The organism is Naasia sp. SYSU D00948 (assembly GCF_017916515.1).
In the GTDB taxonomy this organism is placed as follows: Bacteria; Actinomycetota; Actinomycetes; order Actinomycetales; family Microbacteriaceae; genus Naasia.
On the sequence record NZ_JAFMTA010000001.1, the window covers coordinates 3,071,234 to 3,097,803 of the forward strand.

At 72.5% G+C, this 26,570-nt stretch carries 22 protein-coding genes; 7 read left to right on the plus strand and 15 right to left on the minus strand.

Translation table 11 applies throughout. The features are described from left to right. The first annotated feature begins 76 nt into the window (after positions 1-76). Positions 77-1,135, plus strand: coding sequence for a LysM peptidoglycan-binding domain-containing protein (locus J3P30_RS14350; protein ID WP_246852785.1), 1,059 nt, complete (start codon positions 77-79; stop codon positions 1,133-1,135). Between the two features lie 115 nt (positions 1,136-1,250). Then, entirely contained in the window at positions 1,251-3,203 is a 1,953-nt protein-coding gene (gene pknB, locus J3P30_RS14355) for a Stk1 family PASTA domain-containing Ser/Thr kinase (RefSeq protein WP_210481679.1), read from the plus strand. 154 nt (positions 3,204-3,357) lie between these two features. Here pknB and J3P30_RS14360 read toward each other — a convergent pair whose 3' ends face one another. From J3P30_RS14360 to J3P30_RS14370, 3 genes are read right to left on the minus strand one after another with little or no spacing between them, the layout of a single operon-like run. After that, positions 3,358-4,728 (minus strand): class II 3-deoxy-7-phosphoheptulonate synthase, encoded by a 1,371-nt coding sequence (locus tag J3P30_RS14360; protein ID WP_374058558.1) that lies wholly within the window; start codon positions 4,726-4,728, stop codon positions 3,358-3,360. 34 nt (positions 4,729-4,762) lie between these two features. After that, entirely contained in the window at positions 4,763-5,461 is a 699-nt protein-coding gene (locus J3P30_RS14365) for a 1-acyl-sn-glycerol-3-phosphate acyltransferase (RefSeq protein ID WP_210481680.1), read from the minus strand. A gap of 12 nt (positions 5,462-5,473) precedes the next feature. Further along, positions 5,474-6,466: an ROK family glucokinase gene (locus tag J3P30_RS14370; RefSeq protein WP_210481681.1), complete on the minus strand. Its 993-nt coding sequence runs from the start codon at positions 6,464-6,466 to the stop codon at positions 5,474-5,476. Between the two features lie 119 nt (positions 6,467-6,585). On the opposite strand from J3P30_RS14370, the gene J3P30_RS14375 reads away from it, so the two are divergent. Next, on the plus strand, positions 6,586-8,412 hold the full coding sequence (locus J3P30_RS14375) for a long-chain fatty acid--CoA ligase (RefSeq protein ID WP_210481682.1): 1,827 nt from the start codon (positions 6,586-6,588) through the stop codon (positions 8,410-8,412). 63 nt (positions 8,413-8,475) lie between these two features. Here the strand turns inward: J3P30_RS14375 and def are convergent, their stop codons facing one another. Genes def through J3P30_RS14390 form a run of 3 tightly spaced genes read right to left on the minus strand, consistent with a single transcriptional unit; the run spans position 8,476 to position 14,021 of the window. After that, a complete protein-coding gene (def, locus tag J3P30_RS14380; RefSeq protein WP_210481683.1) occupies positions 8,476-8,967 on the minus strand; it encodes a peptide deformylase in 492 nt (163 codons plus the stop codon). Further along, positions 8,960-10,558: a MinD/ParA family protein gene (locus tag J3P30_RS15300; protein ID WP_246852786.1), complete on the minus strand. Its 1,599-nt coding sequence runs from the start codon at positions 10,556-10,558 to the stop codon at positions 8,960-8,962. The genes def and J3P30_RS15300 overlap by 8 nt, the downstream gene beginning before the upstream one ends. A 58-nt stretch (positions 10,559-10,616) precedes the next feature. Further along, a complete protein-coding gene (locus tag J3P30_RS14390; protein WP_210481684.1) occupies positions 10,617-14,021 on the minus strand; it encodes a pyruvate carboxylase in 3,405 nt (1,134 codons plus the stop codon). A 77-nt stretch (positions 14,022-14,098) separates the two neighbouring features. Here J3P30_RS14390 and J3P30_RS14395 point away from each other — a divergent pair, with 77 nt between their 5' ends. Then, the gene (locus J3P30_RS14395; protein WP_210481685.1) at positions 14,099-14,932 is read left to right on the plus strand and encodes a ParA family protein; all 834 of its coding nucleotides are present in this window, start codon (positions 14,099-14,101) and stop codon (positions 14,930-14,932) included. A 22-nt stretch (positions 14,933-14,954) separates the two neighbouring features. Here the strand turns inward: J3P30_RS14395 and J3P30_RS14400 are convergent, their stop codons facing one another. From J3P30_RS14400 to J3P30_RS14430, 7 genes are all read right to left on the minus strand, one after another. Next, positions 14,955-15,866 (minus strand): cyclase family protein, encoded by a 912-nt coding sequence (locus J3P30_RS14400; protein ID WP_307807521.1) that lies wholly within the window; start codon positions 15,864-15,866, stop codon positions 14,955-14,957. Between the two features lie 93 nt (positions 15,867-15,959). After that, the gene (locus J3P30_RS14405; RefSeq protein WP_210481686.1) at positions 15,960-16,505 is read right to left on the minus strand and encodes a MerR family transcriptional regulator; all 546 of its coding nucleotides are present in this window, start codon (positions 16,503-16,505) and stop codon (positions 15,960-15,962) included. A gap of 97 nt (positions 16,506-16,602) precedes the next feature. Further along, positions 16,603-17,304: a MerR family transcriptional regulator gene (locus J3P30_RS14410; RefSeq protein ID WP_210481687.1), complete on the minus strand. Its 702-nt coding sequence runs from the start codon at positions 17,302-17,304 to the stop codon at positions 16,603-16,605. A gap of 2 nt (positions 17,305-17,306) precedes the next feature. Next, positions 17,307-17,810 (minus strand): FHA domain-containing protein, encoded by a 504-nt coding sequence (locus tag J3P30_RS14415; RefSeq protein ID WP_210481688.1) that lies wholly within the window; start codon positions 17,808-17,810, stop codon positions 17,307-17,309. A 15-nt stretch (positions 17,811-17,825) separates the two neighbouring features. Then, positions 17,826-18,461 carry a CDP-alcohol phosphatidyltransferase family protein gene (locus J3P30_RS14420; RefSeq protein WP_307807522.1) on the minus strand — a complete coding sequence of 212 codons (636 nt, stop codon included), beginning with the start codon at positions 18,459-18,461 and terminating at the stop codon, positions 17,826-17,828. 52 nt (positions 18,462-18,513) lie between these two features. Further along, a complete protein-coding gene (locus tag J3P30_RS14425; protein WP_210481689.1) occupies positions 18,514-19,095 on the minus strand; it encodes a hypothetical protein in 582 nt (193 codons plus the stop codon). A 154-nt stretch (positions 19,096-19,249) separates the two neighbouring features. Next, a complete protein-coding gene (locus J3P30_RS14430; protein WP_210481690.1) occupies positions 19,250-20,899 on the minus strand; it encodes a S1C family serine protease in 1,650 nt (549 codons plus the stop codon). Between the two features lie 155 nt (positions 20,900-21,054). Between J3P30_RS14430 and J3P30_RS14435 the strand changes: the two genes are divergently transcribed. The 3 genes from J3P30_RS14435 to J3P30_RS14445 are packed head-to-tail and all read left to right on the plus strand — an operon-like array spanning position 21,055 to position 22,839. After that, positions 21,055-22,101 (plus strand): M4 family metallopeptidase, encoded by a 1,047-nt coding sequence (locus tag J3P30_RS14435; RefSeq protein ID WP_210481691.1) that lies wholly within the window; start codon positions 21,055-21,057, stop codon positions 22,099-22,101. Further along, positions 22,098-22,343: a protealysin inhibitor emfourin gene (locus J3P30_RS14440; RefSeq protein ID WP_210481692.1), complete on the plus strand. Its 246-nt coding sequence runs from the start codon at positions 22,098-22,100 to the stop codon at positions 22,341-22,343. The genes J3P30_RS14435 and J3P30_RS14440 overlap by 4 nt, the downstream gene beginning before the upstream one ends. A gap of 55 nt (positions 22,344-22,398) precedes the next feature. Continuing rightward, positions 22,399-22,839 carry a hypothetical protein gene (locus tag J3P30_RS14445; protein ID WP_210481693.1) on the plus strand — a complete coding sequence of 147 codons (441 nt, stop codon included), beginning with the start codon at positions 22,399-22,401 and terminating at the stop codon, positions 22,837-22,839. 3 nt (positions 22,840-22,842) lie between these two features. On the opposite strand, the gene J3P30_RS14450 is transcribed toward J3P30_RS14445, so the two are convergent. Further along, positions 22,843-23,736: an NUDIX domain-containing protein gene (locus J3P30_RS14450; protein WP_210481694.1), complete on the minus strand. Its 894-nt coding sequence runs from the start codon at positions 23,734-23,736 to the stop codon at positions 22,843-22,845. A gap of 59 nt (positions 23,737-23,795) precedes the next feature. Further along, positions 23,796-26,483, minus strand: coding sequence for a BTAD domain-containing putative transcriptional regulator (locus J3P30_RS14455; protein ID WP_210481695.1), 2,688 nt, complete (start codon positions 26,481-26,483; stop codon positions 23,796-23,798). Positions 26,484-26,570 lie beyond the last annotated feature (87 nt).

The window sequence follows — 26,570 nt, forward strand, 5'->3', positions numbered from 1 at the left end:
GTCTCCTCATATGACAGCGTTTTCAGCGCCTCGGGGGAAAAAGGGGCGCAAGAAAAAGACCAGGGATGGGGAAACGATGACGACGGCGCTCGATCGGCTCAGAGGCGGACGGCGGCCGTCCGCCGCGCGAGGCAGGCTCCTCACGGCGCTGCCCATGGTGCTGGCCGGCACCCTCACCCTCGGAGTCGGAGCATCGCCGGCCGAGGCGACGACCAAGCGCCCCGCCAAGAACAAGCTCACCCGGCCCGCCGTGCCCGACGTCGAGGTCGTCCCGGCCTCCGTCGAGCACTCCGCCGACGCCCGGACGATCGCGCTCGCCGCCACGGGACCTGCGCAGAGTCTGGCCCCCCGCGAGTACACCGTCGTCGAGGGCGACACCGTGAGCGACATCGCGGCCCGCTTCGGACTCTCCACCGCCTCCGTGCTCGCCCTCAACGGGCTCAGCTGGAAGTCGCTCATCTTCCCGGGCCAGGTGCTCAGCCTCAACACCGCGTCCACCGCGCCCGTGTACGTCGACACCCCGCTCTCCCGGTACACGATCGTCGCGGGCGACACGATCAGCGGCATCGCGGCGGCTCACGGGATCGACACCGACGCCGTCCTGCTCGCGAACGGCCTGGGGAGGGACAGCATCATCTTCCCGGGGCAGAGCATCGTGCTCCCGATCGAGACGCCCGCGGCGCAGCAGGACAGCGGGGCCGTCGAGCCGGCCTCGCCCAGCTCCATCGTCGCCCTCTCGGACACCATGCGCGGCAACGCGGCCACCATCGTCCGGATCGGCCGCCAGCTCGGCGTGCCCGACCGCGGCATCGTGATCGCCCTGGTGGCCGCCGCCCAGGAGTCCGCGCTGCACAATCTCGACTGGGGTCACCTCGACTCGCTGGGCCTCTTCCAGCAGCGACCCAGCATGGGCTGGGGCACGCCGGAGCAGATCATGGACCCCCAGCACTCGGTGCGCGCCTTCTTCGGCGGGCGGCACAACCCCAACCCCGACACCCGCGGGCTGCTCGACATCCGAGGCTGGCAGTCGATGACGATCGCGGAGGCGGCGCAGGCCGTGCAGGTGTCCGCGTATCCGGACGCCTACACGAAGTGGGAGGCCTCGGCGGTCTCCTGGCTGGCCCAGCTCGGCTGAGGCTCGGCGAGGCGGGCCGACTCCCCTGAGAGCGAGGACCGACTCCGGTCCTCCTTTTCCCGGACGCGCCGACCGGAGGACCGGCACCCCTCCCGACCGTTCGTACACTCGAACGGTGAGCCCGAGCCAGACCGACCCCATGGTCGGCCGTCTGTTGGACGGACGCTATCAAGTGCGTGCGCGCATCGCGCGCGGCGGAATGGCGACCGTCTACCTCGCGACCGATCTGCGGCTCGAGCGACGTGTCGCGATCAAGGTCATGCACGGTCACCTGGCCGACGACGCCGCGTTCCGGGAGCGCTTCATCCAGGAGGCGCGGTCCGCCGCGCGGCTGGCCCATCCCAACGTGGTCAACGTCTTCGACCAGGGGCAGGACTCCGACATGGCGTACCTCGTCATGGAGTACCTGCAGGGCATCACCCTGCGCGACCTCCTCAAGGAGTACGGCAAGCTCACGCCCGAGCAGACCATGGACATCATGGAGGCCGTCCTCGCGGGCCTCGCGGCCGCGCACAAGGCGGGCATCGTCCACCGCGACCTCAAGCCCGAGAACGTCCTGCTCGCCGACGACGGGCGCATCAAGATCGGCGACTTCGGCCTCGCCCGCGCCGCCACCGCGAACACCGCGTCCGGCCAGGCGCTGCTCGGCACGATCGCCTACCTCTCCCCCGAGCTCGTGACCCGCGGCATCGCGGACACCCGCAGCGACATCTACGCGGTCGGCATCATGATGTACGAGATGCTCGTCGGCGATCAGCCGTTCAAGGGCGACCAGCCGGTGCAGATCGCGTACCAGCACGCGAACGACCAGGTGCCGCCGCCGAGCAGCAAGAACCCGGCCGTCCCCGTCGCGCTCGACGAGCTCGTGCTGTGGGCGACCGCCCGGGATCCGGAGCAGCGGCCGCGGGACGCCCGCGCGATGCTCGACCAGCTCTTCGAGACGCAGAACCTGATCCGCGAGGGCCTCGGCGGCGTCTCGACCGCGACGCACCGCACGATGGTCATGCCCGCCGCGACGCCCGCGACGCTCGTGCACCACTCCGGCGAGACGCAGGTGATCAACCGGCAGGCGCGCACCGGCCCGGTGACGCTCGAGACGGCGAACCAGCTGTCGGCGCTCTCCCAGCGCCGCAGACGCCGGGGCTTCTGGCTCTTCGGCCTGGTGGTGATCCTCGCGGCGATCGCGGGCGGCACCGGCTGGTACTTCGGATCCGGACCGGGCGCGCAGGCGAGCGTCCCGTCGGTGGCGGGCAAGAGCGTGGCCGACGCCGAGCGGATGCTGCAGGCGGCCGGGTTCCGAGTCGCCGGCACCGAGGAGGTCTTCGACTGGAAGACGGAGACGGGCCTCGTCTCGTCCACCGATCCGGACGCGGGCGACCTCGTCCTCCGCGACACGCCCGTCACGCTTCTGGTGTCCAAGGGGGCCGAGCCGCTGCCCGTGCCGGCCCTGGCCGGGCGCACCGCGGAGGACGCCACGGCGGCGATCACCGAGGCGGGCTTCGTCGTCGCCGATCCCGTGCCGCCCCGGGAGTTCAACGCCGACGTGCCGGCCGGCACCGTGCTGCGCGCGCTGGGCGCCGACGGGCTCGAGCTCGCCGAGGGCGCGACGTACTTCGAGCGGCAGCCGATCGCCCTCGTCGTGTCCGCCGGGCCCGTGCCCGCGGTCGTCGACGTCCCGCTGGCCGAGGCCACCGCGGCGCTCGAGGCCGCCGGCCTGGAGGTCGTCCAGGGCGAGTCCGAGTTCGACAACTCGGGCAAGGTCGAGGAGGGCAACGTCCTGCGGATGGACGCCCTCGAGGACGCGAACGGCGCGGAGCGGGCCTACGTGGTGGGTGACACGGTCACGATCCACGTCTCGAAGGGGCAGGACCTCGTCGCGGTGCCGAACGTCGTCGGCGTCTCGTGGGCCACCGCGAAGCAGACCCTCATCGACGCGGGACTCGAGCCGGAGTACAACCCGGCCGCCGATCTCCTGCCCGGCGTCGCCGTCGCCTCAACGGATCCGGCGGCCGGCGCCCTGCTCGTCCGCGGGGCCACGGTGGCGGTGACCCTCACCGCCACGCTCTAGCCTCGACGGCGCCGTCTCCACGCCCCGCTAGGAGTCGGCGACTGCCGTCGTCCCTGGCGCTCAACAGGCGGAACGGCACTTCAGCAGGCGAAGGAAGCGGTTTCCCGCCTGTCTGCCGCGATTCCGCCTGTTGAGCGCAAGAACCGGGGCGGCGTCAGCGGGCGGAGAGCTCCTCGGCCACCAGGAACGAGAGCTCCAGCGACTGCATGTGGTTCAGGCGCGGGTCGCAGAGGGACTCGTAGCGGGTCGCCAGGGTCGCCTCGTCGATCTGCTCCGAGCCGCCCAGGCACTCGGTCACGTCGTCGCCCGTCAGCTCGACGTGGATGCCGCCCGGGTGCGTGCCCGCGGCGCGGTGCGCCTCGAAGAAGCCCTTCACCTCGTCCACCACGTCGTCGAAGCGCCGCGTCTTGTAACCGGTCGGCGTCGTGATGCCGTTGCCGTGCATCGGATCCGTGACCCACAGCGGGTTCGCGTCGAGGGTCTTCACGTGCTCGAGCAGCGGCGGCAGCGCGTCGCGGATCTTCCCGGCGCCCATGCGCGTGATGAACGTCAGGCGGCCCGGCTCCCGGTTCGGGTCGAGCTTGTCGATCAGCGCCTCCATGACCTCCGGGGTCGTGGACGGGCCGAGCTTCACGCCGATGGGGTTCCGGATGCGCGAGAAGTAGTCGACGTGCGCACCGTCGAGGTCGCGCGTGCGCTCCCCGATCCACAGGAAGTGCGCGCTCGTCGCCACCGGCGTGCCGTTGCGGGAGTCGATGCGCGTCAGCGGCCGCTCGTAGTCCATGAGCAGGCCCTCGTGGCCCGTGTAGAACTCGACGCGCCGCAGCTCGTCGAAGTCGGCGCCCGCCGCCTCCATGAACCGGATGGCGCGGTCGATCTCCCGGGCGAGGCCCTCGTAGCGGGCGTTCGCGGGGTTCTGCGCGAACCCGCGGTTCCAGCTGTGGACCTCCTTGAGGCTCGCGAAGCCGCCCTGCGTGAAGGCGCGCACGAGGTTCAGGGTGGACGCCGCCGTGTGGTAGCCCTGCACCAGCCGGTTGGAGTCCGGCCGGCGGGACTCCGGCGTGAAGTCGTAGCCGTTGACGATGTCGCCGCGGTAGGCGGGCAATGTGACGTCGCCACGGGTCTCGGTGTCGCTCGAGCGGGGCTTGGCGAACTGGCCCGCCATGCGGCCCATCTTCACGACCGGCATGGATGCCCCGTAGGTGAGGACGACCGCCATCTGCAGCAGCGTCTTCACCCGCGAGCGGATCTGGTCGGCGGTGGCGCCGGAGAACGTCTCGGCGCAGTCGCCGCCCTGGAGGACGAACGCCTCGCCCCGGGCCGCCTTCGCCAGCCGGTCGCGCAGCTGGTCGATCTCGCCCGCGAACACGAGCGGCGGGAGGGTGGCGAGCTGCGCGGACGCCGCCTCCACGGCAGTGGGGTCCGGCCAGTCGGGCTGCTGCTTGATGTCCAGCATCCGCCAGTGGTCGAGCCCCGCCACCACGTCGGGGCTGGCGGCGATGACGGGCTCGTTGAGATCGACCACGGGGAATCCTCGGGGGTTGCGGAACGGTGCAGGGTCAGCGGACGGCTCGAGCGGCCGCCCCCTTCACCGAAGACGCGTAGACATCCACGTATTCCTGGCCGCTCAGTTTCGCGAGCTCGTACATGATCTCGTCGGTGATCGAGCGGAGGATGAAGCGGTCGCCTTCCAGACCGGCGAACCGTGAGAAATCTAACGGCTTGCCGATGACGATGCCAATCCGCCGGATCTTGGGCATCCGGCTGCCGATCGGCATCGCCTTCTCGGTGTCGATCATGGCGACGGGGATCACGGGCACGTGCCCCTCGAGGACCATGCGCGCGATGCCCGTCCTGCCCCGGTACAGGCGGCCGTCGGAGCTGCGGGTGCCCTCCGGGTAGATCCCGAGCAGCTCGCCCCGCCGCAGGACGGCGAGGCCCGTGTTGAGGGCCGCCTCCGACGCCTTGCCGCCGGAGCGGTCGATCGGCAGCTGACCGGTCGCGAGCATGAAGGTGCGGACGGCCCAGCCCTTGAGTCCCTTGCCGGTGAAGTACTCCGCCTTCGCGAGGAAGGACACCCTCCGGTCGAGCTCGACCGGAAGGATCACCGAGTCGATGAAGGACAGGTGGTTGCTCGCGAGGATCGCGGCGCCCTTCTTCGGCACGTTCTCCTTGCCGGTCACCCACGGGCGGAAGACGCGGTGGAGGAACGGCCCGACGAAGAGGTGCTTGAGGACCCAGTAGATGACGACGTGCACGAGGACCTCGACCTAGCTCCGGGGACGTTCGGCGGACGCCAGGTAGCTGTCCGGGTCGCCGGCCGAACGGAAGTGGATGCGGGCGAGGTCGGCTGCGCCGACGACGCCGGCGTCGCCCGCGAACTCCGCGACCCGGAACTCGGGCTCCGGGTGGTAGCCGCGGGCGGGCAGGGCGTCGAGGAAGGCGGTTCGGATGGGCTCGAGCAGCACGTCACCGGCGCTGGAGACGCCGCCGCCGAACACGAACAGCTGCGGGTCGAGGACGGCGGCGAGGCTCGCGCACGCCTCCCCGAGGTGGTGGCCGAGCTCGCGCAGGGCGGAGAGCGCGCCCGGGTCGCCCTCCCCGATGAGCGCACCGACGTGCGCGCCGGTGAGCCCGCCGTCCCTCTCGCGGGCCTCGGCGAGGGCGTTGCCGATGCCGCCCGCGTCCGCGATCTCGTTGGCCATGCGCAGCAGGGCCCGCCCGGAGCCGTACTGCTCGATGCAGCCGCGGGCACCGCATCCGCAGGGCAGTCCGCCGGGGACCACGCGCAGGTGTCCGAGCTCGGCGCCGGCGCCGAAGCCGCCGCGGAACAGCGTGTCGTTGTGCACGATGGCGCCGCCGACCCCGGTGCCGATCGTGATCATCACCATGTCGCTGAACAGACGGCCGGTGCCGAAGCGGAACTCGGCCCAGCCGGCCGCGTTCGCGTCGTTCTCGATGAGGATGGGCAGCCCGAGGCGGTCCTCGAGCTCCTCGCGCAGCGGCTCGTTCCGCCAGGCGACGTTCGGCGTGTAGTACACGACGGACTGCGCCGCGTCGATGAAGCCGGGGGCGGCGACGCCGACCGCCGCGATCTCCTCGCCGTCCGCGAGCTGCTGGACCATCTCGACGACCGCCGCCTTCAGCTGGTCGCTGTCCCCGGCGGGGGTGGGGCGACGGGCCTCCCTGGTGATGGCGCCGAGATCGTCGACGAGCCCGCCCGCGATCTTCGTGCCGCCGATGTCGATCCCGATCGCGTGCACGGGTCGACTCTAGTGCGCGGGGGCGTCCGGCCGAGGCCCGTCCCCCGAGCAGGGCGGGGAAACGGGGGCGCGAGCCCCGTAGACTGGAGGCCACCGCACCCGGTACCGAAGGAGTTGCCGTGCACCAGATCGACGCGCCCGTTGTGGTCGAACCGACCCCGGACGCCAACGCCACCGACCTCCTGCTGGAGCGCGTGGCGATCACCCCCGACGCGCCCCTCTTCGGGCGTCAGGTCGGCGAGCAGTGGATCGAGATCACCGCGCGGGACTACCTGGAGCAGGTGCGAGCGCTCGCCAAGGGGTTCATCGCCTCGGGCATCCAGCCCGGCGAGAAGATCGGCCTGATGGCGAAGACCCGCTACGAGTGGACGCTCATCGACTTCGCCGCTTGGTTCGCCGGCGCCATCCTCGTGCCCATCTACGAGACGTCGGCGCCCAGCCAGGTGCAGTGGATCCTGGCCGACTCCGGCGCTCACGCCATGATCGCCGAGGGGCCGGACCAGTTCGCCAAGTTCGACGAGGTCCACCCCGACCTCCCCGACGTCCGGCTCGTCTGGCAGATCGAGCGCGGCGACCTCGGGAAGCTCGTCGCCGCGGGCGCGAGCGTCACCGACGAGGAGCTCGAGCGCCGGCGCACCCTCGCGAACGAGGAGGACGTGGCGACGATCATCTACACGTCCGGGACGACGGGCAGGCCGAAGGGCTGCGTCCTGACCCACAGGAACTTCGTGGAGCTCTGCCGCAACACCGCCGCGGCGATCCCCGAGGTGATCCACCCCGGCATGTCGACGCTGCTGTTCATCCCGACCGCGCACATCTTCGCGCGCTTCATCGCCGTCCTCTGCGTGTACGGGGGCGTGAAGATCGGCCACCAGCCGGACACGACGAAGCTGCTGCCCTCGCTCGCCTCGTTCCGGCCGACCTTCCTGCTGGCCGTGCCGCGCGTGTTCGAGAAGGTCTACAACTCGAGCGAGCAGAAGGCCGAGGCGGCCGGCAAGGGCAAGATCTTCCGCAAGGCCGCGGAGGTCGCCGTCGAGCACTCGAAGGCGATCGACGCCGGGCGCATCCCGCTCGGGCTCAAGCTCCAGTTCGCCGTGTTCGACAAGCTCGTGTACGGCAAGCTGCGGCACGCCCTCGGCGGCCGGGTCAAGTACGCGGTCTCGGGCTCCGCCCCGCTCGGGGAGCGCCTCGGCCACTTCTACCGCAGCCTCGGCATCGCGATCCTCGAGGGCTACGGCCTCACCGAGACGACCGCGCCGATGACGGTGACGCGTCCCAGCTCGTTCAAGATCGGCACCGTCGGTCCCGCGCTCCCCGGGGTGTCGATCCGCATCGCCGAGGACGGCGAGATCGAGACCAAGGGCATCAACCTCTTCCGCGAGTACTGGAAGAACCCGGAGGCGACCGCGGCGTCCTTCCACGGCGACTGGTTCCGCACCGGCGACATCGGCGAGTTCGACGAGGACGGGTTCCTGCGGATCACCGGCCGCAAGAAGGAGCTCATCGTGACCGCGGGCGGTAAGAACGTCTCGCCGGCCGCGCTCGAGGACCCCATCCGGGCGAACCCCATCGTCGGCCAGGTGGTCGTCGTCGGCGACAAGAAGCCGTTCATCGCCGCCCTGGTCACCCTCGACACCGAGATGCTCCCGGTCTGGCTCAAGAACAACGACCAGGACCCGGACATCACCCTCGAGCAGGCCGCGACCCACCCGGTCGTGGTCGCGGAGGTGCAGCGCGCGGTCGACGCGGCCAACGCCCTGGTGTCCCGGGCCGAGTCCATCCGCAAGTTCGTGATCCTCCCGACGGAGTTCACCGAGGCGAGCGGTCACCTCACGCCCAAGCTGAGCATCAAGCGCCACGTGATCCTGCAGGACTTCGCGGAGGAGATCGAGCGGCTCTACTCCGGCACGCCAGCCGAGCGACCCGACGCGGTCGCCGCCGGCTGAGCCCCGTCACTCCCGCTGAGCAGCAACCCCGGTCCTCCTGCTGAGCGAGAGGGAGGCGGCGGGCTAGAACCAGCGGGACTCGCGGATGCGGCGCATCGCCTCGCGGCGCTGGTCCTTCTCGAGGCGGTCCAGGTACAGGAGGCCGTCGAGGTGGTCGACCTCGTGCTGGAGCGCCTGCGCCAGCACTCCCGTGCCCTCGACCACGACGGTCCGGCCGTCCAGATCCATGCCCTCGGCGCGCGCGTACGGCGCCCGCTTCACCGGGTACCAGAGCTCGGGCACCGACAGGCAGCCCTCGTCCACGGGGACCGGCTCGCCGCGCAGCTCGACGATGCGCGGATTGAGGAGGTAGCCCACCTGGCCGTCCACGTTGTAGCTGAACGCGCGCAGGTTCACCCCGATCTGCGACGCGGCGACGCCGGCGCGGCCGGGGACGGCGACCGAGTCCAGCAGGTCCGCGACGAGCCCGCGCACGCGCTCGTCGACCTCCTCGATCGGCGCGGACGGCGTCTTGAGGACCGGATCGCCGAACAGCCGGATCTGACGCTCAGGCACCGCGGCGCACGGGGAGGCCGTCGACCACGAGGGCTGCGAGCCGCCGGGCCGCGTCCTTCGTGACCTGCCTCAGGTCCTTGTAGCTGACGACGCTGCCGGCCGCCAGCACCGGGTCGTAGGGGATGCGCACGGTGTCCCGGACGCGGGACTTGAAGTGCGCCTCGATCTCGTCGAGCTTCACCAGGTTCGTGCCCTGCGTGGCGGTGTTGAGTGCGACGATCGCGTTGCGGACGAGGTCCACGTAGCCGTTGGCCTCGAGCCAGGTCAGGGTCTCGGAGGCGAGACGGGCCTCGTCGACGCTGCCGCCCGAGACGATGACGACGGAGTCCGCGCGGTTCAGGGTCGCGCGCATCACGGAGTGCACGATGCCCGTGCCGCAGTCCGTGAGGACGATCGAGTAGAAGCGCGCGGTGAGGTCGGCGACGACGTTGTAGTCGTTCTCGTCGAACGCCTCGGACAGCAGCGGATCGGTGTCGGACGCGAGGATGTCCAGCCGCGTCTCGTCCCGTGACACGAGCTGCGAGAAGTCGGTGAAGCCCGTGATCGTCGGCGCCTTGTGCACGACGTCCCGCACCGTCGCCCGGGTCTGCTTCGCCACGCGCTCGGACAGCGTGCCGCGGTCCGGGTTGGCGTCGATCGCGATGATCCGGTCCTCGCGGGTCGTCGCGAGGGCCATGCCGAGGAGGGTCGTCACGGTCGTCTTGCCGACGCCGCCCTTGCGGGTCAGGATCGGCACGAAGCGGGTGCCGCCCTCGAACTGCTTGTCGATGCGCGCGTCGAGCTCCTTGCGCGCGCGCTCCGCCGGGGAGTCGCCGAGGTTCAGCCGGCGGAAGGTCGCGGCGTACACGAACCGGTTCCAGCCGCCGGTGGGCGGCGTGCGGTTCCGGTGCCCCTCGATGAGCCGGTCGGCGGTGAGCATCGCGGAGGTCTCGGGCACCTCGCTGCGCTGCCCGTCGAGCCGCTGGCGGCGCGTGAGGCTGGTGCCGCCCGGCGGCGTGACGGGCTCCACTCGCGGCGCCTCGCCCGTCAGTCGCGGCACCTCGCCGGTGTAGCGGGGCGCCTCCCCAGTGTACCGGGGCACCTCGCCCGTGTAGCGCGGCACCTCCCCCGTCAGCCGCGGCGCCTCGCCGGTCACTCGGGGGAGCTCTCCGGTGGAGTAGCGCGGGAGCCCGCCCGTCGGGATCGACGAGAGGCTGCGGCTGCCGAGCAGCGCGTCGTACGCGCTGCCGGTGCGGCGGTACGGGGTGCGCGGCGCCGGCTCCTCCGCCTGCGGACGGATCTCGCCGAGCGAGATCTCGCCGGTGCGGGATCCCGGCACGGCGGTGGCGGGAACGGCGATGTCGTCGATGCGGACAGCCGCCTCGTCCTCCGGGAGGCCGGGAGCGGGCGCCGGCGGGAGGTCGATCGCGATCGTCAGGCTCTCGGGGAGGCTGCTCGCGAGCTTCTCCCCCGGCTCCTCGACCAGCTCGCCGTTGTACTCCTCGATCTCCTCGTGGTCCGCCTCGACGGCACGCTCGATCACCTGCGCGGGCGACTTCTTGCGCTTGTTCGGCACAGGCTCGGTCTTCCGTCCCGTTCTCGGCACACTCATGGCAGGGGAAGCCTATGCAGGCGGACGCCCTCGCCGGGGTTGCCGCGCGGGCGACCGGTCAGACCGGTTCCACCTCCACGAGGAGGTCGCCCGCCTCGACCTGCTGCGTCGCCGCCGTCGCCAGCCGCTTCACCGTTCCGGACACCGGCGTCGTGATCGCGGCCTCCATCTTCATCGCCTCGATGGATGCGATCGCCTGGCCGGCCTCGACCCGGTCGCCCGCCTCGACCTTCACGGTCACGACGCCCGAGAACGGCGCCGGCACGTGGCCAGGCTTGCCCGGGTCGGCCTTCTCCGCGGACTTCACCTCGACGGCGATGCTGCGATCCCGCACCGGGATCGGGCGCATCTGGCCGTTGAGCGTGGTCATGACGTTGCGCATGCCCTTCTCGTCGGCCTCGCCAATGGCCTCGAGGCCCACGTAGAGCTGCACGCCGCGGCCGATGCGCACCGTGTGCTCCGTGCCCGGCTGGAGACCGTAGAGGTAGTCCGCGGTGTCCACCACGGACAGGTCGCCGTACAGGTCCCGCACCTGCTCGAACGACCGGGTCGGTCCCGGGAAGAGCAGGCGGTTGAGCGTCGACCGCCGCGTGGCGCTGTCGCCGTCGAGCGCGTCGCTGTCCGCGGGCGCGAGGTCCTGCACCGACACGTCGACGGTCCGCCCCTCGAGCACCTTCGAGCGGAACGGCTCGGGCCAGCCGCCGGGCAGATCGCCCAGCTCACCCGCCATGAACGCGATCACGGAGTCGGGGATGTCGTACTTCTGCGGGTTCGCCTCGAACTCGGCGGGGTCGGCGCCGACGGCCGCGAGGTGCAGAGCGAGGTCGCCCACCACCTTCGACGACGGCGTGACCTTGGGGATGCGGCCGAGGATGCGGTTGGCCGCGGCGTAGAGGTCCTCGATGAGCTCGAAGCGGTCGGCGAGTCCGAGCGCGATCGCCTGCTGGCGCAGGTTCGAGAGCTGGCCGCCCGGGATCTCGTGGTGGTACACCCGACCGGTCGGGCCGGGCAGGCCGGACTCGAACGGGCGGTAGAGGGCGCGGACCGCCTCCCAGTAGGGCTCGAAGTCGGCCACCGCCTGCAGCGACAGGCCCGTGTCCCGGTCGGTGTCGGCGAGGGCCGCGACCAGCGCGGAGGCCGACACCTGGCTCGTGGTGCCCGCCATCGCGGCGCTGGCGACGTCCACCGCGTCGACGCCCGCCTCGCTCGCGGCGAGGAGCGTGGCCAGCTGCCCGCCCGCGGTGTCGTGGGTGTGCAGGTGCACGGGCAGGTCGAACCGCTCGCGCAGGGCCGAGACGAGCTTCGCCGCCGCGTAGGGACGCAGCAGCCCGGCCATGTCCTTGATGGCGAGGATGTGCGCGCCGGCGTCGACGATCCGCTCAGCGAGCCGGAGGTAGTAGTCGAGGGTGTAGAGGTCCTCGGCCGGGTCGAGCAGGTTGCCGGTGTAGCAGACCGCGACCTCGGCGACGGTGCTGCCCGTCGCGCGGACAGCGTCGATGGCGGGACGCATCTGGTCGACGTCGTTCAGGGCGTCGAAGATGCGGAAGATGTCGACGCCCGTGTCGGCGGCCTCGCGGACGAACGCGTCCGTCACCTTCGTCGGGTAGGGCGTGTAGCCGACCGTGTTGCGGCCCCGCAGGAGCATCTGGATCGCGATGTTCGGCATCGCCTCCCGGAGGACGGCGAGGCGCTCCCACGGGTCCTCGCCGAGGAAGCGGAGGGCCACGTCGTAGGTCGCGCCGCCCCAGGCCTCGACGGACAGGAGTCCGGGGATGGACCGGGCGTAGTGGGGGCCGACCGCCGCGAGGTCGCGCGTGCGGACCCGGGTCGCGAGCAGCGACTGGTGGGCGTCGCGGAAGGTCGTGTCGGTGACCGCGAGGGCGGTCTGGGCGCGCAGCGCGGACGCGAACCCCTCGGGCCCGAGCTCGAGGAGCCGCTGCCGCGATCCCTCGGGCGCGGGCGCCAGCAGGTCGAGCGCGGGCAGCTTCGCCGCGGGGTGGGCGCCGCGCGGGCGGGGGCCCCACGGCTGGTTGACCGTGACCTCGGCGAGCCAGGTCATGATCTTGGTGCCGCGGTCCTTCGAGGGGTTCGGCTGGATCAGGTGCGGCCGCTCGTCGATGAAGGACGTGGCGAGGTCGCCCGCCACGAACGAGGGGTCCTCGAGCACCGCCTGCAGGAACGGGATGTTCGTCGACACGCCCCGGATGCGGAACTCGGCGAGGGCGCGCTTGGCGCGGGCCACCGCAGACGGGAAGTCGCGGGCCCGGCACGTGAGCTTCGCGAGCATCGAGTCGAAGTGCGGGCTGATCTGCGCGCCCTGCGCGACCGTTCCGCCGTCCAGACGGATGCCGGCGCCGCCCGGCGACCGGTACGTCGTGATCTTGCCGGTGTCCGGGCGGAAGCCCTGCGACGGGTCCTCCGTGGTGATGCGGCACTGGAGGGCGGCGCCGCGCAGCTGCAGCCGGTCCTGTGTGAGGCCGAGGTCCTGGAGCGTCTCCCCCGCTGCGATCCGCATCTGGCTCTGCACGAGGTCGACGTCCGTGACCTCCTCGGTGACGGTGTGCTCGACCTGGATGCGCGGGTTCATCTCGATGAACACGTGCTGGCCGGCCCGCTCCCCCACGGTGTCGAGGAGGAACTCGACGGTCCCGGCGTTGGCGTAGCCGATCGACTCCGCGAAGGCGACGGCGTCCCGGTAGAGCGCCTCGCGGACCGACTGGTCCAGGTTGGGCGCCGGGGCGATCTCGATCACCTTCTGGTGGCGCCGCTGCACCGAGCAGTCGCGCTCGAAGAGGTGCACCGTGGTCCCCTGCTCGTCGGCGAGGATCTGCACCTCGATGTGCCGGGGTCGCAGCACCGCCTGCTCGAGGAACATCGTGGGATCGCCGAACGCGCTGTCGGCCTCGCGCATGGCGGCCGTGAGGGCGTCCCGCAGCTCGGCCTTGGAGTTGACGCGGCGCATCCCGCGTCCGCCGCCGCCGGCGACCGCCTTCGCGAAGACGGGGAAGCCGATCTCGTCTGCGGCGGCCATGAGCTCGTCGAGGTCCGCGGACGGCTCGCTCGACTTGAGGACGGGGACGCCGGCCTTGATCGCGTGCTCCTTCGCCGCCACCTTGTTGCCGGCCATGCGCAGCACCTCGGGCGGCGGGCCGATGAACGCGATGCCCGCCGCACGCGCGGCCTCGGCGAGCTCCGGGTTCTCGCTGAGGAAGCCGTAGCCCGGGTAGATGGCGTCGGCACCCGACTCGCGGGCGACGCGGATGATCTCCGACACGTCGAGGTATGCCCGGACGGGGTGGCCCGGTTCGCCGATCTGGTAGGCCTCGTCCGCCTTGAGGCGGTGCATCGAGTTGCGGTCCTCGTAGGGGAAGACCGCCACGGTCTTCGCTCCGAGCTCGTACGCCGCGCGGAATGCGCGGATGGCGATCTCGCCGCGGTTGGCCACCAGAATCTTCGTGAACACGCGTGCCTTTCCCCGGCGTCGGCGCCGATCCGTCCGTCGTTTGGGCTCTCCAAGACTAGTGAAGGTAACGTGGTGCCGTGCACGTGCTGAGCGTCAGCTCCCTGAAGGGAGGGGTGGGCAAGACCACCGTCACCCTCGGTCTCGCATCCGCCGCCTTCGCGAAGGGCCTCACGACGCTGGTGGTCGATCTCGACCCGCAGTCGGATGTCTCGACCGGCATGGACGTGCAGGTGCAGGGCCACCTCAATGTGGCGGACGTCCTCGCGTCGCCCAAGGAGAAGGTCGTGCGCGCGGCGATCGCCCCCAGCGGGTGGACCCGCGGCCGGACCGGCACCATCGACGTGATGGTGGGCAGCCCCTCCGCGATCAACTTCGACGGCCCGCACCCGAGCATCCGGGACATCTGGAAGCTCGAGGAGGCGCTCGCCAGCGTCGAGCACGACTACGACCTCGTCCTCATCGACTGCGCTCCGTCGCTGAACGCGCTGACCCGCACCGCGTGGGCCGCGAGCGACCGCGTCGCCGTCGTCACCGAGCCGGGTCTGTTCTCGGTCGCGGCCGCCGACCGCGCGCTCCGGGCGATCGAGGAGATCCGCCGCGGCCTCAGCCCGCGCCTGCAGCCCCTCGGCATCATCGTCAACCGGGCCCGGATGCAGTCCCTCGAGCACCAGTTCCGCATCAAGGAGCTGCGCGACATGTTCGGCCCGCTCGTGCTGAGCCCCCACCTGCCGGAGCGCACGTCGCTGCAGCAGGCGCAGGGCGCCGCGAAGCCGCTGCACATCTGGCCGGGCGAGAGCGCTCAGGAGATGGCGCGCATGTTCGACCAGCTCCTCGACCGCGTGCTGCGCACCGGCCGCGTCGGCGAGTACGCGGACCTCGAGGCCCGCACCGCCCCCACCCCGACCGTCTGACCGGCCGGCTGCGCTTCGCGCGCTAGGGCAGGACGGCGAACGCGCGCACCGGGAACGTGCCGAAGCGCTCGACCTTCGGCGGCACGGCCGTGAAGGTGGCGCCGCTCGGCGGGACCTGGTCGAGGTTCGTGAGGTGCTCGACGATCGGGATCCCGGCCCGCAGCAGCAGGGAGTGCGCCGGCCGGGCGCCCCGCGCGTCGGGCGACGTGTCGTCGATGTTCACGGAGTCGATGCCGACCAGGGCGACGCCCTGCTCGACGAGGAAGCGGGCGCCCTCCTCGGTGAGGAACGGCGCCGGGGCTCCGTACTGCTCGCTGCCGAAGTGCCGATCCCAGCCGGTGTGCAGGAGCACCGCGGCGCCGCGCAGCTCCCGGTCGGCGAAGACCGCGGCCGGGATGCCCCGGTCCTCGGCGTCGGTGAGACGGAACACCTCGGCGCGGAGGCCGACGAGCTGATCGAGGGTCAGCGCGGCGAGGTCCGCCCCGTCCGCGTACCGGTGGAACGGGCTGTCGAGGTAGGTCCCGGTGTTGCCCACCATGGTGATGGTGTCGATCCCGAACTCGGTGCCCTCGGCGTACCGCTCGCGCGACGCCTCGCGGGTGAGGTGGGGAGTGATCGTCGGCGCGGGCAGGCCGGGGTACGTGACGAGCCCCTCCCGGATCGCGTGGCTCAGGTCCACGAGCGGGGACGCCGCCGAGACCGGCTGCGCCGCGAGCACGGAGCGGCTGCCCTTGTGCTGCTCCTCGACGATCCGGAGGCCGTGCAGCGCGACGTCCGCGACCATCGCGAGGCCGAGATGCCGGACGAACAGCATCTCGACCTCGTCCTCGCTGAGGTCCGGCGACGGCAGATCGAGCCGGAACCCCTCGGCGGTCATCCCTCCCCCGTTGGCGAACCGGACGGAGGCATCGAAGACTGCACGGTACTCGGTCACGTCCCGAGCCTAGGGACTGCCGCGGGTCGACGTGCCGGACGGGGCCTCGCCGACCAGGGACGCGGCCGCCTCGGGCGCCCGCTCAGCCGGTGATCAGCCGGCGACGCGGGCGGCGCGGCGAGCGGCGAGCTCGTCCTGCGGGTCCTGCGCCTGGGTGTCCAGCTCGACGAGGCTCGACTCGACCTCGCGGAGGACCTTGCCGACCGCGATGCCGAAGACGCCCTGCCCGCGGCTCACGAGGTCGATGACCTCGTCGTTCGAGGTGCACATGTAGACGCTGGCGCCGTCGCTCATGAGCGTGGTCTGCGCCAGGTCGCTGACGCCGGCCTCGCGGAGCTGGTTGACCGCGGTGCGGATCTGCTGCAGCGAGATGCCGGTGTCGAGGAGGCGCTTGACGAGCTTGAGGACGAGGATGTCGCGGAACCCGTAGAGGCGCTGCGATCCGGAGCCGGCGGCGCCGCGGATGGTGGGCTCGACGAGGCCGGTGCGGGCCCAGTAGTCGAGCTGGCGGTAGCTGATGCCGGCGGCGCGGGCGGCGATGGTGCCGCGGAAGCCCTCGTTCTCCTCGAGGTCCGGCATGCCGTCCGTGAACAGCAGGCCGAGTTCGTAGCGGTCGTCGCTACGGCTGAGTTCGCTCATCAGGCCTGCCTACCGTTCATCTCAGGGACTTCTCCACGGTACCCACCCGGAAGGCTCGCGGCAATTACATCCGTGTATCCCCGGTCGGCGTGTCGCGTCAGGCGCCGAGCCGATCGAGTGCGCCCCGGATCAGGGCGGACCGGACGACGTCGAGCTGCGCCGCGAGCTCGAGCGCGAGCTCCGCTCCCCGCGCCCGGCTGGCGCCGTCGCGCCGGCGGATCACCGGGAGCACGGCGCTCTCGAGCAGTCCCGCCTCCCGCTCCGCCGCGGCCCGGAAGCCGCGGAGGTGCCGGGGCTCGATGCCGACCCGGCGCAGCTCGGCCAGGGCCTTGAGAACTCCGAGGGCGTCGTCGCCGAACGTGTCGGCCGGCTGCAGGAGGGACGCGCTGATCGCCTCCTCGAGGAGCGAGGCGGGGCAGGACGCCTCCCGCAGCAGCTCCTCGCGCGTGTACCGGCGCTCCGAGCTCAGCATCGACGGCGCGGGCGGCGTGGTCGCCCCCGGCCACGCCGGGTTGCGGCCCGCGTCGAGCTCGGCGAGGTAGGAGCGGATGACCTTCAGCGGCAGGTAGTGGTCCCGCTGCATCGTGAGCACGAGACGCAGCCGCTCGAGGTCGCGGGGCGAGAACTTGCGGTAGCCGGACTCGGTGCGCGCCGGCGACACCAGGCGCTGCTCCTCGAGGAAGCGCAGCTTGGACGGCGAGAGGTCGGGGAACTCGGGCTTCAGCTTCGCGAGGACCTGGCCGATGTTCAGCAGGGTCGGAGCACCGACCCCCTGCATCCGGGCGACCGAGGTCGACATGCTCAGCGGGCGCCCGCGTGGGCCAGGTCGTGACGGGAGGCGTAGAAGGTGAGCCGGAACTTGCCGATCTGCACCTCGGCACCGTCGGTGAGCAGGGCGTTGTCGATGCGGACGCCGTCGTAGTAGGTGCCGTTGAGGCTGCCGAGGTCCTTGACCTCGAACGCGGTGCCGCGCCGGATGAACTGCGCGTGCTTGCGGGACACCGTGACGTCGTCGAGGAAGATGTCCGAGCTCGGGTGCCGGCCCGCCGTGGTGACGTCGGAATCGAGCAGGAACCGGGCGCCGCTGTTCGGGCCCCTCCGCACGACGAGGAGCGCCGATCCGGATGGAAGAGCCGCGATCGCCGCCTGCTCCTCGGAGTTGGTCCGGGTGTCGAGCGCCGCCACCTGACCCAGGAAGTCCTCGCCGAACGACGCGGTCGTGTCGGCACTCAGCGGGGAGTCCGGGACGCGCGGGTTCCGCGGATCGCCGGGACGACCCTGAGCACCGTCTCGCGAATCGACCATCCGGGACTACCTCCTTCAGCCCAACACCCTAGCGGATGGAGCGCTGCCGTCATCCCGTGGGATGCGCACCACCCTCGCCGTCTCGATCGCGTAGACGATCCCGGCCCACCAGTAGAGGAACGCCCCCCACGCCGCTGCCGCCCATCCTGCCGGATGCGCGAGGAACTCGGTGGCGGGCACCGCCTGGGCGAGGACGAGCAGGGGAAGCGCGTAGAAGAGGCAGAAGGTCGCCACCTTGCCGAGGTGGTGCACCGGAAGCGGCCCGTAGCCGTGGTTCGCGAGCACGACCCCGAGGACGAGCAGGAAGACGTCGCGGCCGACGATCGCGATCACGAGCCACCACGGGACCACCTCCCGGGCGGCGAGGCCGAGAAGCGTCGCGAAGATGAACAGGCGGTCCGCAGCCGGGTCGAGCAGCTGCCCGAGACGGCTGACCTGGCCGAGCCGGCGGGCGAGGTAGCCGTCGAGGAAGTCGGTGAGCGTGGCTCCGACGAGCACGATGAGCGCCACGACGTCCATCCCGAGGAGCAGGAGGACGAGGAATACGGGGACGAGCGACAGCCGGACGAAGCTCAGCAGGTTGGGCAGGGTCAGGATCCGCTGGGACACCTCGAACCGCCCTGAGCTGGGGGGCTGCGGGGGGCCGCTCACGCCGCCAGCCTAGCCGCCCGGCCGCCGGGCGCCCCGGACGGCCGGGCCGGCATCACGCGGCCCACACCTCGAGCGCGTCGCGGAGGCTCGTGGTCGTGACGAGGACGTCCTCGGCAGCGCCGGTGCAGTCCGGGGTGGCCTCCCAGTCGCACTCGGCGTCGGTCCAGGCGCCGGTCGCGGTGGCGGCCGCAGCGGCGGCCTCCTGCACGGGGGCGAGGGCGTCGAGCTCGTCGGCGGTGAAGCCCTGGTCCTCGACGCTCGCGAACAGCTCGTCGATGGTCGCGGACACCATCGCGGCGGACGTGAGGGCGCCGGTGCAGACGCCCTTCCCGTCGATCGCGGCCTCGACCGAGCACGCCTCGGCGTCCCACTCGCCGAGCGTCGCCTGCAGCGAGTCGGCGAAGCCGGTCAGCCCGGACAGCCAGAGCTCGGCGACGCCCGAGGGCACCTCCTCCGGGTCCTCGACGGGCTCGTCGGGAGCCTCCTCGACGGGGACCTCGACCGGGACGACCGGTTCGTCGGCGACGGGATCGGCGGCCCGTCCCGGCGTGGAGCAGGCGGACAGCAGGAGGGCGGCGCCGGCGATCGCGGCGACGGCGAGGAGGCGGGGGCGAGGAGCTGCGGTGGTGTTCATGTCCTCGACGCTACGGAGCCGCGCGGTTTTCGTGAGCGAGTGCTCCTGCGGTGCAATCGCGATGCAATCAGGGGAAACGCGTCGGAACGGCGAACGGCCGGGGCTCGGAACGAGCCCCGGCCGCTGCCGTTCGGGTGCGTGGGTGAGGTGCTGATCAGAACTGGGCGAAGAAGCTGCCCACGGCCCGGTTCATGGCGTCGACGTCCGCCTCCGTGAGCATCGTGAAGGTGAGCGTCACGAGGTAGGACCCGTCCTTGGCGTAGCCGGAGAGGACCAGGAGGTCCGCCGCTCCACCGCAGCCGGTGTAGTACCGGTAGGTGGCGTCGTGGTAGCCGTCGTCGAAGACGTCCTCCGAGTCGAGCACGCAGCCGGAGCTGTCGGCGAGGTCCTGGTAGGCCGCGAACCACTCGTCGGGCGAGGCGCCGGGGGCGCTGGACGCGACCAGCGACATGCCGGGGACGTCCCAGGTGGAGGCGTACGCGGCCAGGTCGGGGCTCGCCTCGACCCGGGCGTACGAGGCGCCGTCGAAGGCCTGGAAGGCGCTCGTGTCGAGCTGCCAGCTGTCGTCCACATCAACCTGCAGCGACCCCGAGTCGTCCACGACGGTCGAGAACGTGCCGGTCGAGCTGCCGCCGCCGCTGCTTGTGCCGCCCCCGGCCTGCGGGACGCTGACCGCCTCGAGCGGGTCGCCGTTCATCTGGCCCCGGTAGTAGATGTCCTCCGACGGGCGGTAGACGTCGACCGCGAGGGTCGCGTCCTGGCCGCGGGTGCGCAGCACGTCGCAGTAGTCGGCCATGGTGCCGTCAGTGCCGAGGCTGACGCCCTCCATGCGGGTGAGCAGGTCGCCCGGCTCGACGCCGGCTTCGTCGGCGATGCCGCCCGAGGCGACCGAGTTCACCCAGATGCCGAGGCCGTTGCCCTCGCCGTCGGTGATCGCGGTGCCGTTGATGCCGAGGCTCAGCACGTTCTCGCCGGCCGCCAGCTGCTCGACGACCTCGCGGACCTCCTCGGTCGCGATGGCGAGGTTCTGGTCGTGCTGGTCGTTGCCCGCGTAGTTCACGCCGAGGACGCGTCCCTTGGTGTCGACCAGAGGACCGCCCGAGTTGCCGCCGCGGATCCGGGCGTCGTGCTCGATGACATGGTCGATCGAGGCCCACTGGGTGTCCATCGCGGTGTCCGCCTTGGAGACGATGCCCTTGGTCATGTTGAACGTCGGGTCCCCGAGCGGGAAGCCCGCCGTGTAGACGTCGGTGGCGACCTTCACGTCACCCTCGTACCAGCCGAGGGTCGGGTAGCCGTCACCGCTGAGGTCGATCACCGCGAGGTCCAGACACTCGCTCGAGCCGAGGATCTTGGCGTTGAGGGTCTCGGACTGGTCGCCGCCGCGCCACACCTTGAGGGTGCCCGCACCGACGACGACGTGGTTGTTCGTGACGGCGAGACCGCTCTCGTCGATGATGAAGCCGGAGCCCCGGCCGGCTGCCTCGAAGGCGCCCTCGGGAGAGACGAAGGTGCCGACCGCCTCGATCTGGATGGTGGCCGACTGGACGCCGTCGAAGCCGACCGCGCCGCTGTCCTCGCCTCCGCCGCCGCCGCTGCCGCCGGCGGCGGGAGCGAAGGGGTTCGCGAAGCAGGAGGAGAGCATGAGCGCGGCGACGGGGGCCGCGATCAGGGAGGCCGCGCCACGACGCACCCGTGCGGAACGGGAGGAGCGGCGCTGCCCGGCCGGGACGGCCGAGACGGACGAGGCGCCGTGCCCGGCGCGGACGGAGTCGGCCGGAGCCGGGGTGGTGTGGTTGGTCATGAGGACGAACGTAGGGATCCGCGCACAGGCGTCTGGGATCGATTCCTCACCTGCAATAGGACTGCAATCCACGCGGCGCTTCCATTGCACAGCGGGCGGCGGAGGTTGCAGCGGGCGCCCTGGACGGGCGTCGGGACGACCGGGAGAATCGACGGATGCGCTGCGCGATCGTCCCGCCGTACCTGCTGGCCCGGATCGCCGCCGGCGCGGAGGAGCAGCACCGGCCGGTGGTCGCCCAGGCCGCGCGCCGCGCGCTCGCCGAGACGGATGCCGTGCACTTCCGCCGGCAGTCCGTCCAGCCCTTCCGCGGCCAGGACTTCGGGGCCGCCCCGCGCTCGCCGCGGCGCACGATCTTCGACGCCGAGTCGACGGAGACGCTGCCGGGCATCCCGGTGCGGCGCGAGGGGGACCCGCCGGAGGGGGACCCGGCCGTCGACGAGGCGTACGACGGCCTGGGATCGGTCTACGACCTGCTCCTCGCCGAGTACGGCCGCGACTCGGTCGACGGCGGCGGGATGCCGCTGCTCGCGACCGTCCACTACGGCGAGGAGTACGACAACGCCTTCTGGGACGGCGAGCGGATGGTCTTCGGCGACGGCGACGGCGAGGTCTTCCGCCGCTTCACGGTCTCGCTGTCGGTGATCGGGCACGAGGTCGGCCACGGGGTCACCCAGCACGCCGCCGAGCTGCGGTACGAGGGCCAGTCGGGAGCGGTGAACGAATCGCTGTCGGATGTGTTCGGCGCACTGGTCGAGCAGCACCGCCTGCGCCAGGAGGCGTCCGCCGCGAGCTGGCTCATCGGGGCGGGCCTCTTCCTCGAGCAGGTCAACGGCGTCGCGCTGCGGTCCATGGTCGCTCCGGGGACGGCGTACGACGACCCCCTGCTCGGCGCCGACCCGCAGCCGGCTCATATGGCGGACTACGTCCACACCGACGAGGACGACGGCGGCGTGCACATCAACTCCGGCATCCCCAACCGCGCCTTCAGCCTCGCGGCCGTGGCGATCGGCGGCTACGCGTGGGAGGGCACGGGGGCCGCCTGGTACGACGCCCTCACCTCGGGCGCCCTTCCCCGTGACTGCGACTTCGCGACGTTCGCGGCGGCGACGGTGTCCGCGGCATCGGGCCGCTGGGGACGGGCCTCGGCCGAGCGCGAGGCGATCCTCGACGCCTGGCGCACCGTGGGGGTCGAGCCGGCGTGATCGTCGTCACCGTGAGCCGCAGCGGCGGCATCGCGGGCATCACCCGGCGGTGGACGGTGTCCCTCGGCGAGGCCGACTGGGAGGACCTGCTCTCCCGGGCGGGCACGGATCCCGCCGGGCGCGACCGGTTCGTGTACCGGGTCACCGACGGCCGCCGCTCCGCCGTGATCCCCGACTCCCGCCTCGACGCGCGGCTCCGCCGGCTGCTGTCCGGGCTCGGCGAGGCCGGCGACGAGGACTGACGCCGAGCGCGCGCGTCCTCGCCGGCGCGCCGGGCGGCTGACGTAGCGTTGGCGCATGTCCTGCATCCGCTTCAACACCCCGGCGCAGCGCCGTCAGATGCGGGAGGGCGCGCTGAACCTGGCCGAGGGCGAGGTCGCCCTGCTGCACCTCTCCCCCGCGGTGACCGACAGCAAGATCGAGCGGCTCCGCCTCCTGGCCCGCCACGACAACCCGAAGATCCGGGAGAGCGTCGCGAGCAGCCGGAACACCCCCGAGGACCTGCTCCGCGTCCTGGCCGAGGATCCCGACGAGGGCGTGCGCTCGTGCATCGCGCGGAACGAGAGCACGCCGTGCGACGTGCTGAGCGCGCTCGCCTCCGACCGGTCCGAGAAGGTCCGCGCCTGGGTGGCGCTCAACTGGTTCGTGCCGGAGGACGCCATGGCGGCCCTCGCGCAGGACCGCAGCCGGGTCGTGCGCGGCCTGGTCAGCTGGAAGGCGTCGATCGCCGAGCGCTGAGCGTCAGCTCCGCGCGGCGTCGATCAGCTCCCACAGGCGGCCGGGACCGAGCACCCGGGCACCCAGCTCCGCGACCGACCGGCGCAGCTCGCGGTCGGCGGTCACGACCGTGACGCGGTCCGGGCTCGGGGAGGATCCGACCGCCGCCACGATCGCGCTGTCGCCGTCCTGCTCCGCGCGGATCACCTCGACCGGGTGGGCGTCGGGGGCCGCCGTCGCCGCCCCCTCCAGCACGGCCACCGCCCTGGGCCACCACCGGCGTCCGGGGAGGTCGAGGTCCGGCGCGGGCACTCCTCGGCCGGCGAGCCGGCCGATGCCCTCGAGGAGCCGCTCGGCGGCTCCGGGCCTGTCGCGCCACCAGCCGTCGGGCCGGGAGCCCATCACGTTCGCGGCGTCGACGAGGAGCGTGGGCTCCACCGGCAGCAGCTCCCGCAGCTCCGGCCAGGCCTCGCCGAAGCCCGGGTGCAGCGGCAGCGTCTCGACCTCGGCGACCGGCACCCAGCGCAGCTCGACGCTCTCCGCGTCGCCGATGACGGGCTCGAACGCCCGGTCGACGGTCGCGGCCACGGTCGTGTAGCTCCAGCCCTCCAGCTCGAGCCGACTCGAGAACCGCAGCCGCAGTGCGGCGCCCGGCACCCCGGCCTCCTCCTCGGCCTCGCGGGCCGCGGCGTCGACCGCGCTCTCGCCCTCGTGGCGGGCGCCGCCCGGCAGTCCCCAGGTGCCGCCGAAGTGGCTGTAGCCGGCCCGGTGCTGGAGGAGGATGCCCTCGGGACTGCGGACGAGGAGGCCGGCCGCGCCGAAGCGGCCCCAGAAGCGCCGCCCGTCGGAGAGGTGGACCCACTCGTCGCCGGACCCGAGCGGCCGCCGTGGCAGCCCGTTCTCGGTCCCGCTGTGCACCTCTCCAGCCTCTCACGCCCGGGGCGGTGCACTCGGCGCCGATCCGGGGCGAGCTCCGCTCAGAAGGACTGGGCGCGGCGCACGAGGTCGCGGAAGGAGAGGGCGGCGCCGCGGCCGCGGGCCTCCTCCCACTCCGGCGCCGTGAGGGCCTCGCGGAGGCGCTCCCGGTAGACCGGGAAGAACTCCTCGTGCACGGGCGCGTAGCCGAAGCGCTTGCCGATCTCCTCCACTCCCGCGAACAGCTCCGCGCCGAGCTCGGACCGATCGAGGAGGTGCCCGGCGCAGGCGATCACCGCGATGGCGGAGAGCGCGCTCACCCAGTCCTCGGTCTCGATGCTGCGCGCGAGCCGCAGCCGGAGCACCTGGATGGCCTCGCGGGGCTTCCGCAGGCCGAGCAGGACCTTGCCCGTGACGTAGGCGGCCGACTTCACCCCGTAGACGTCGCCCGCGGCCTCCGACTCGCGGTGCGCCTGGCTCAGGACCGCGAGCGCCTGGGCCGGGCGGCCGAGAGCGTTGAGGGCGTCGCCGCGGTTCACGAGCACGTCGTGCCGTCCCCAGCCGCGGACCGAGTCCATGACGCCGTCCAGCTCGGCGAGGATCTCGTCCGCCGCCGCGGCGTCGCCGCTGCGGGCGGCCCGCTGTACGTCGCCGACCCGGGCGAGCGCGCGCAGGGACGGGTCCTCGACCTTCTCGACCATCGCGGCCATCTCGAGGGAGTAGCGGATCGCGCCGCGCCGGTCGCCCCCGAGGTAGCACGCGCACACGCACGCGTAGAGCGCGATGGTCTCGTCCTCGGCCGACGCCTCGCCGGGGATCGCCCGTGCGGCCTCGACGACCTGGATGCAGTCGGCGAAGGACGTGCGCTCGAACAGCCACCACGCGCTGCCCGCCGCGATCTGCATCGCCGCCGCGCGGTCGCCCAGCCGGGTCGCCGTGCGCTGGGCGAGGAGGATGTCGCCGCGCACCGAGTGCAGCGCCGCGCGGGCCCGCTTGTAGCCGGTCGACCGGACCTCGCGGCCCTGCCGGTGCACGAAGCGCCGGGTGCCCTGCAGGTGGCGGGCGTGCCACGCCTCGGGATCCGCGACGGGGTGACGGTTGCGAACGAACCGGCGGACCGAGTCGAGCAGCCGGAAGCGGCGGACGCCCGTGTCGTTCGCCTGGACCGAGACGAGGGACTTCCGGACGAGCCCCACGGCGAGCTCGCGCTCGCCGCCGCCCTCGACGAGGCAGATGTCGGCCACCGCGTCGAGGCTGAACGAGGCGGGGAACAGCGCGAGCTGGCTGAGCAGCTCGAGCTCGCGGGTGTCCAGGAGACGGGTGCTCCAGGCGATCGCGTTCTCGAGGCTGGCGTGGCGGCCCCGGCGGCGGAGCCCGGAGTCCGTCGACCCCTCCTCCAGGGAGGCTGCGACCTCCTCGAGGCTGAGGACGTCGAGCCGTGCGGCCGCGAGCTCGATCGCGAGCGGGATGCCCTCGAGCCTCCGGCAAAGGTCCGCGATCAGGTCCCGCTCCTCGTCCGTCCACGACGCGGCGCCCATGTCGGCCGCGCGCTGGAGGAACAGCTCGACCGCGTCGCCCGCCGTGGCTCCGGCGAACGGCTCGACCGAGATGACCCGCTCCCCCGCCGTGCGCAGCGCCTCGCGGCTCGTGACGATCACGCCGAGACCCTCGCATCGGGACAGGAGCTCGGCGACGAGCGCCGCGACCGCGCCGATGAGGTGCTCGGCGTTGTCCACGAGGAGGAGGCCGCGGCGCCCGGAGATGCGTGCGGCGACCGCGTCGAAGTCGTGGGACGGCGCGCTCACGGCGGACGCGAGCGCCCGCGCGACGTCCTCGGGCTCCGCGATCGCCGAGAGGTCCACGAGCCACTGGACGTCGTCCACGGTGGCGGGGGTGCGGCGGGCCGACTCGATCGCGAGCCGGGTCTTGCCGACGCCCGCGGGGCCGACGAGGGTGAGCAGCCGGGACTCCGAGCGGCCGCGCGCGATGAGCTCGAGCTCCGCCTCGCGCCCGACCAGCCGCGTGAGCGGGATCGGGATGCCGTTGCGGGTGACGGTGCCCTCCTGGGCGCCGGCGACCGAGACGATGGCCGGGTCCTGCCGGACGATGCCCTGCCGCAGCTCGGCGAGCCGGCGGGGAAGGTCGCCGCGGTCGGCGGCGGCGAGCCGGGCGGCGTACTTGTCGATCGCCTCGAGCGCGTCGCTCGTGCGGCCGGAGCGGGCGAGGGCGCGGGCGAGGAGCGCCACGGGACCCTCGTCGAACGGCCGGTCCTGAGCGAGGTCGGTCATGGTGAGGACGACCTTCGCCTCCTCCCGGCGGCCGAGGCGCAGCTCGGCGAGGCGCTCCATGCCGGGCACCCGCCACCGCTCGAGCTCCTGGACGGCCGATGCGGTGAAGGGGAACTCGCCGAGGCCGGCGAAGGGATCGCCGCTCCAGACGACCTCCGCCTCGCCGAGCGTCTCGAACGCGCGGGCGTCGTCGTCCTCGCGGAGGGCGGCGTCGACGAGCTCGCGGAAGCGCAGGACGTCGACGTCGGCGGGGTCCACGTCGAGGGTGTAGCCGCCGCGGCCGCTGCCGAGCACCTCGCCGAACCCGCTGCCGCGGAGCCGCGAGATGTGCGCGCGGAGGCTCGAGAGCACCGTCTCGGGCGGCTCGGCCCACAGGTCGGCGATGAGATCGTCGGCGGGGACCGGCGTGCCGGCGTCCCAGGCGAGGCGGGCGACGATCGCGCGGGGGATGTCGCCGCGCACGACGACCGGGCCTTCCCCGTTAGTCGCCGCCAACGAGCCGAAGAGCCGTACCCGCACTGTGAAGTTCCTCCCGACCTCTGCGCCGCC

Bases quoted from the DNA above. Each gene is read 5' to 3' on its own strand.
- J3P30_RS14350 (WP_246852785.1), top strand. From the start codon at position 77: ATGACGACGGCGCTCGATCGGCTCAGAGGCGGACGGCGGCCGTCCGCC.
- J3P30_RS15300 (WP_246852786.1), bottom strand. From the start codon at position 10,558: ATGAGTGTGCCGAGAACGGGACGGAAGACCGAGCCTGTGCCGAACAAG.
- J3P30_RS14405 (WP_210481686.1), bottom strand. From the start codon at position 16,505: ATGAGCGAACTCAGCCGTAGCGACGACCGCTACGAACTCGGCCTGCTG.
- J3P30_RS14410 (WP_210481687.1), bottom strand. From the start codon at position 17,304: ATGTCGACCTCGGTCGCCCGGATGCAGGGGGTCGGTGCTCCGACCCTG.
- J3P30_RS14415 (WP_210481688.1), bottom strand. From the start codon at position 17,810: ATGGTCGATTCGCGAGACGGTGCTCAGGGTCGTCCCGGCGATCCGCGG.
- J3P30_RS14425 (WP_210481689.1), bottom strand. From the start codon at position 19,095: ATGAACACCACCGCAGCTCCTCGCCCCCGCCTCCTCGCCGTCGCCGCG.
- J3P30_RS14430 (WP_210481690.1), bottom strand. From the start codon at position 20,899: ATGACCAACCACACCACCCCGGCTCCGGCCGACTCCGTCCGCGCCGGG.
- J3P30_RS14435 (WP_210481691.1), top strand. From the start codon at position 21,055: ATGCGCTGCGCGATCGTCCCGCCGTACCTGCTGGCCCGGATCGCCGCC.
- J3P30_RS14445 (WP_210481693.1), top strand. From the start codon at position 22,399: ATGTCCTGCATCCGCTTCAACACCCCGGCGCAGCGCCGTCAGATGCGG.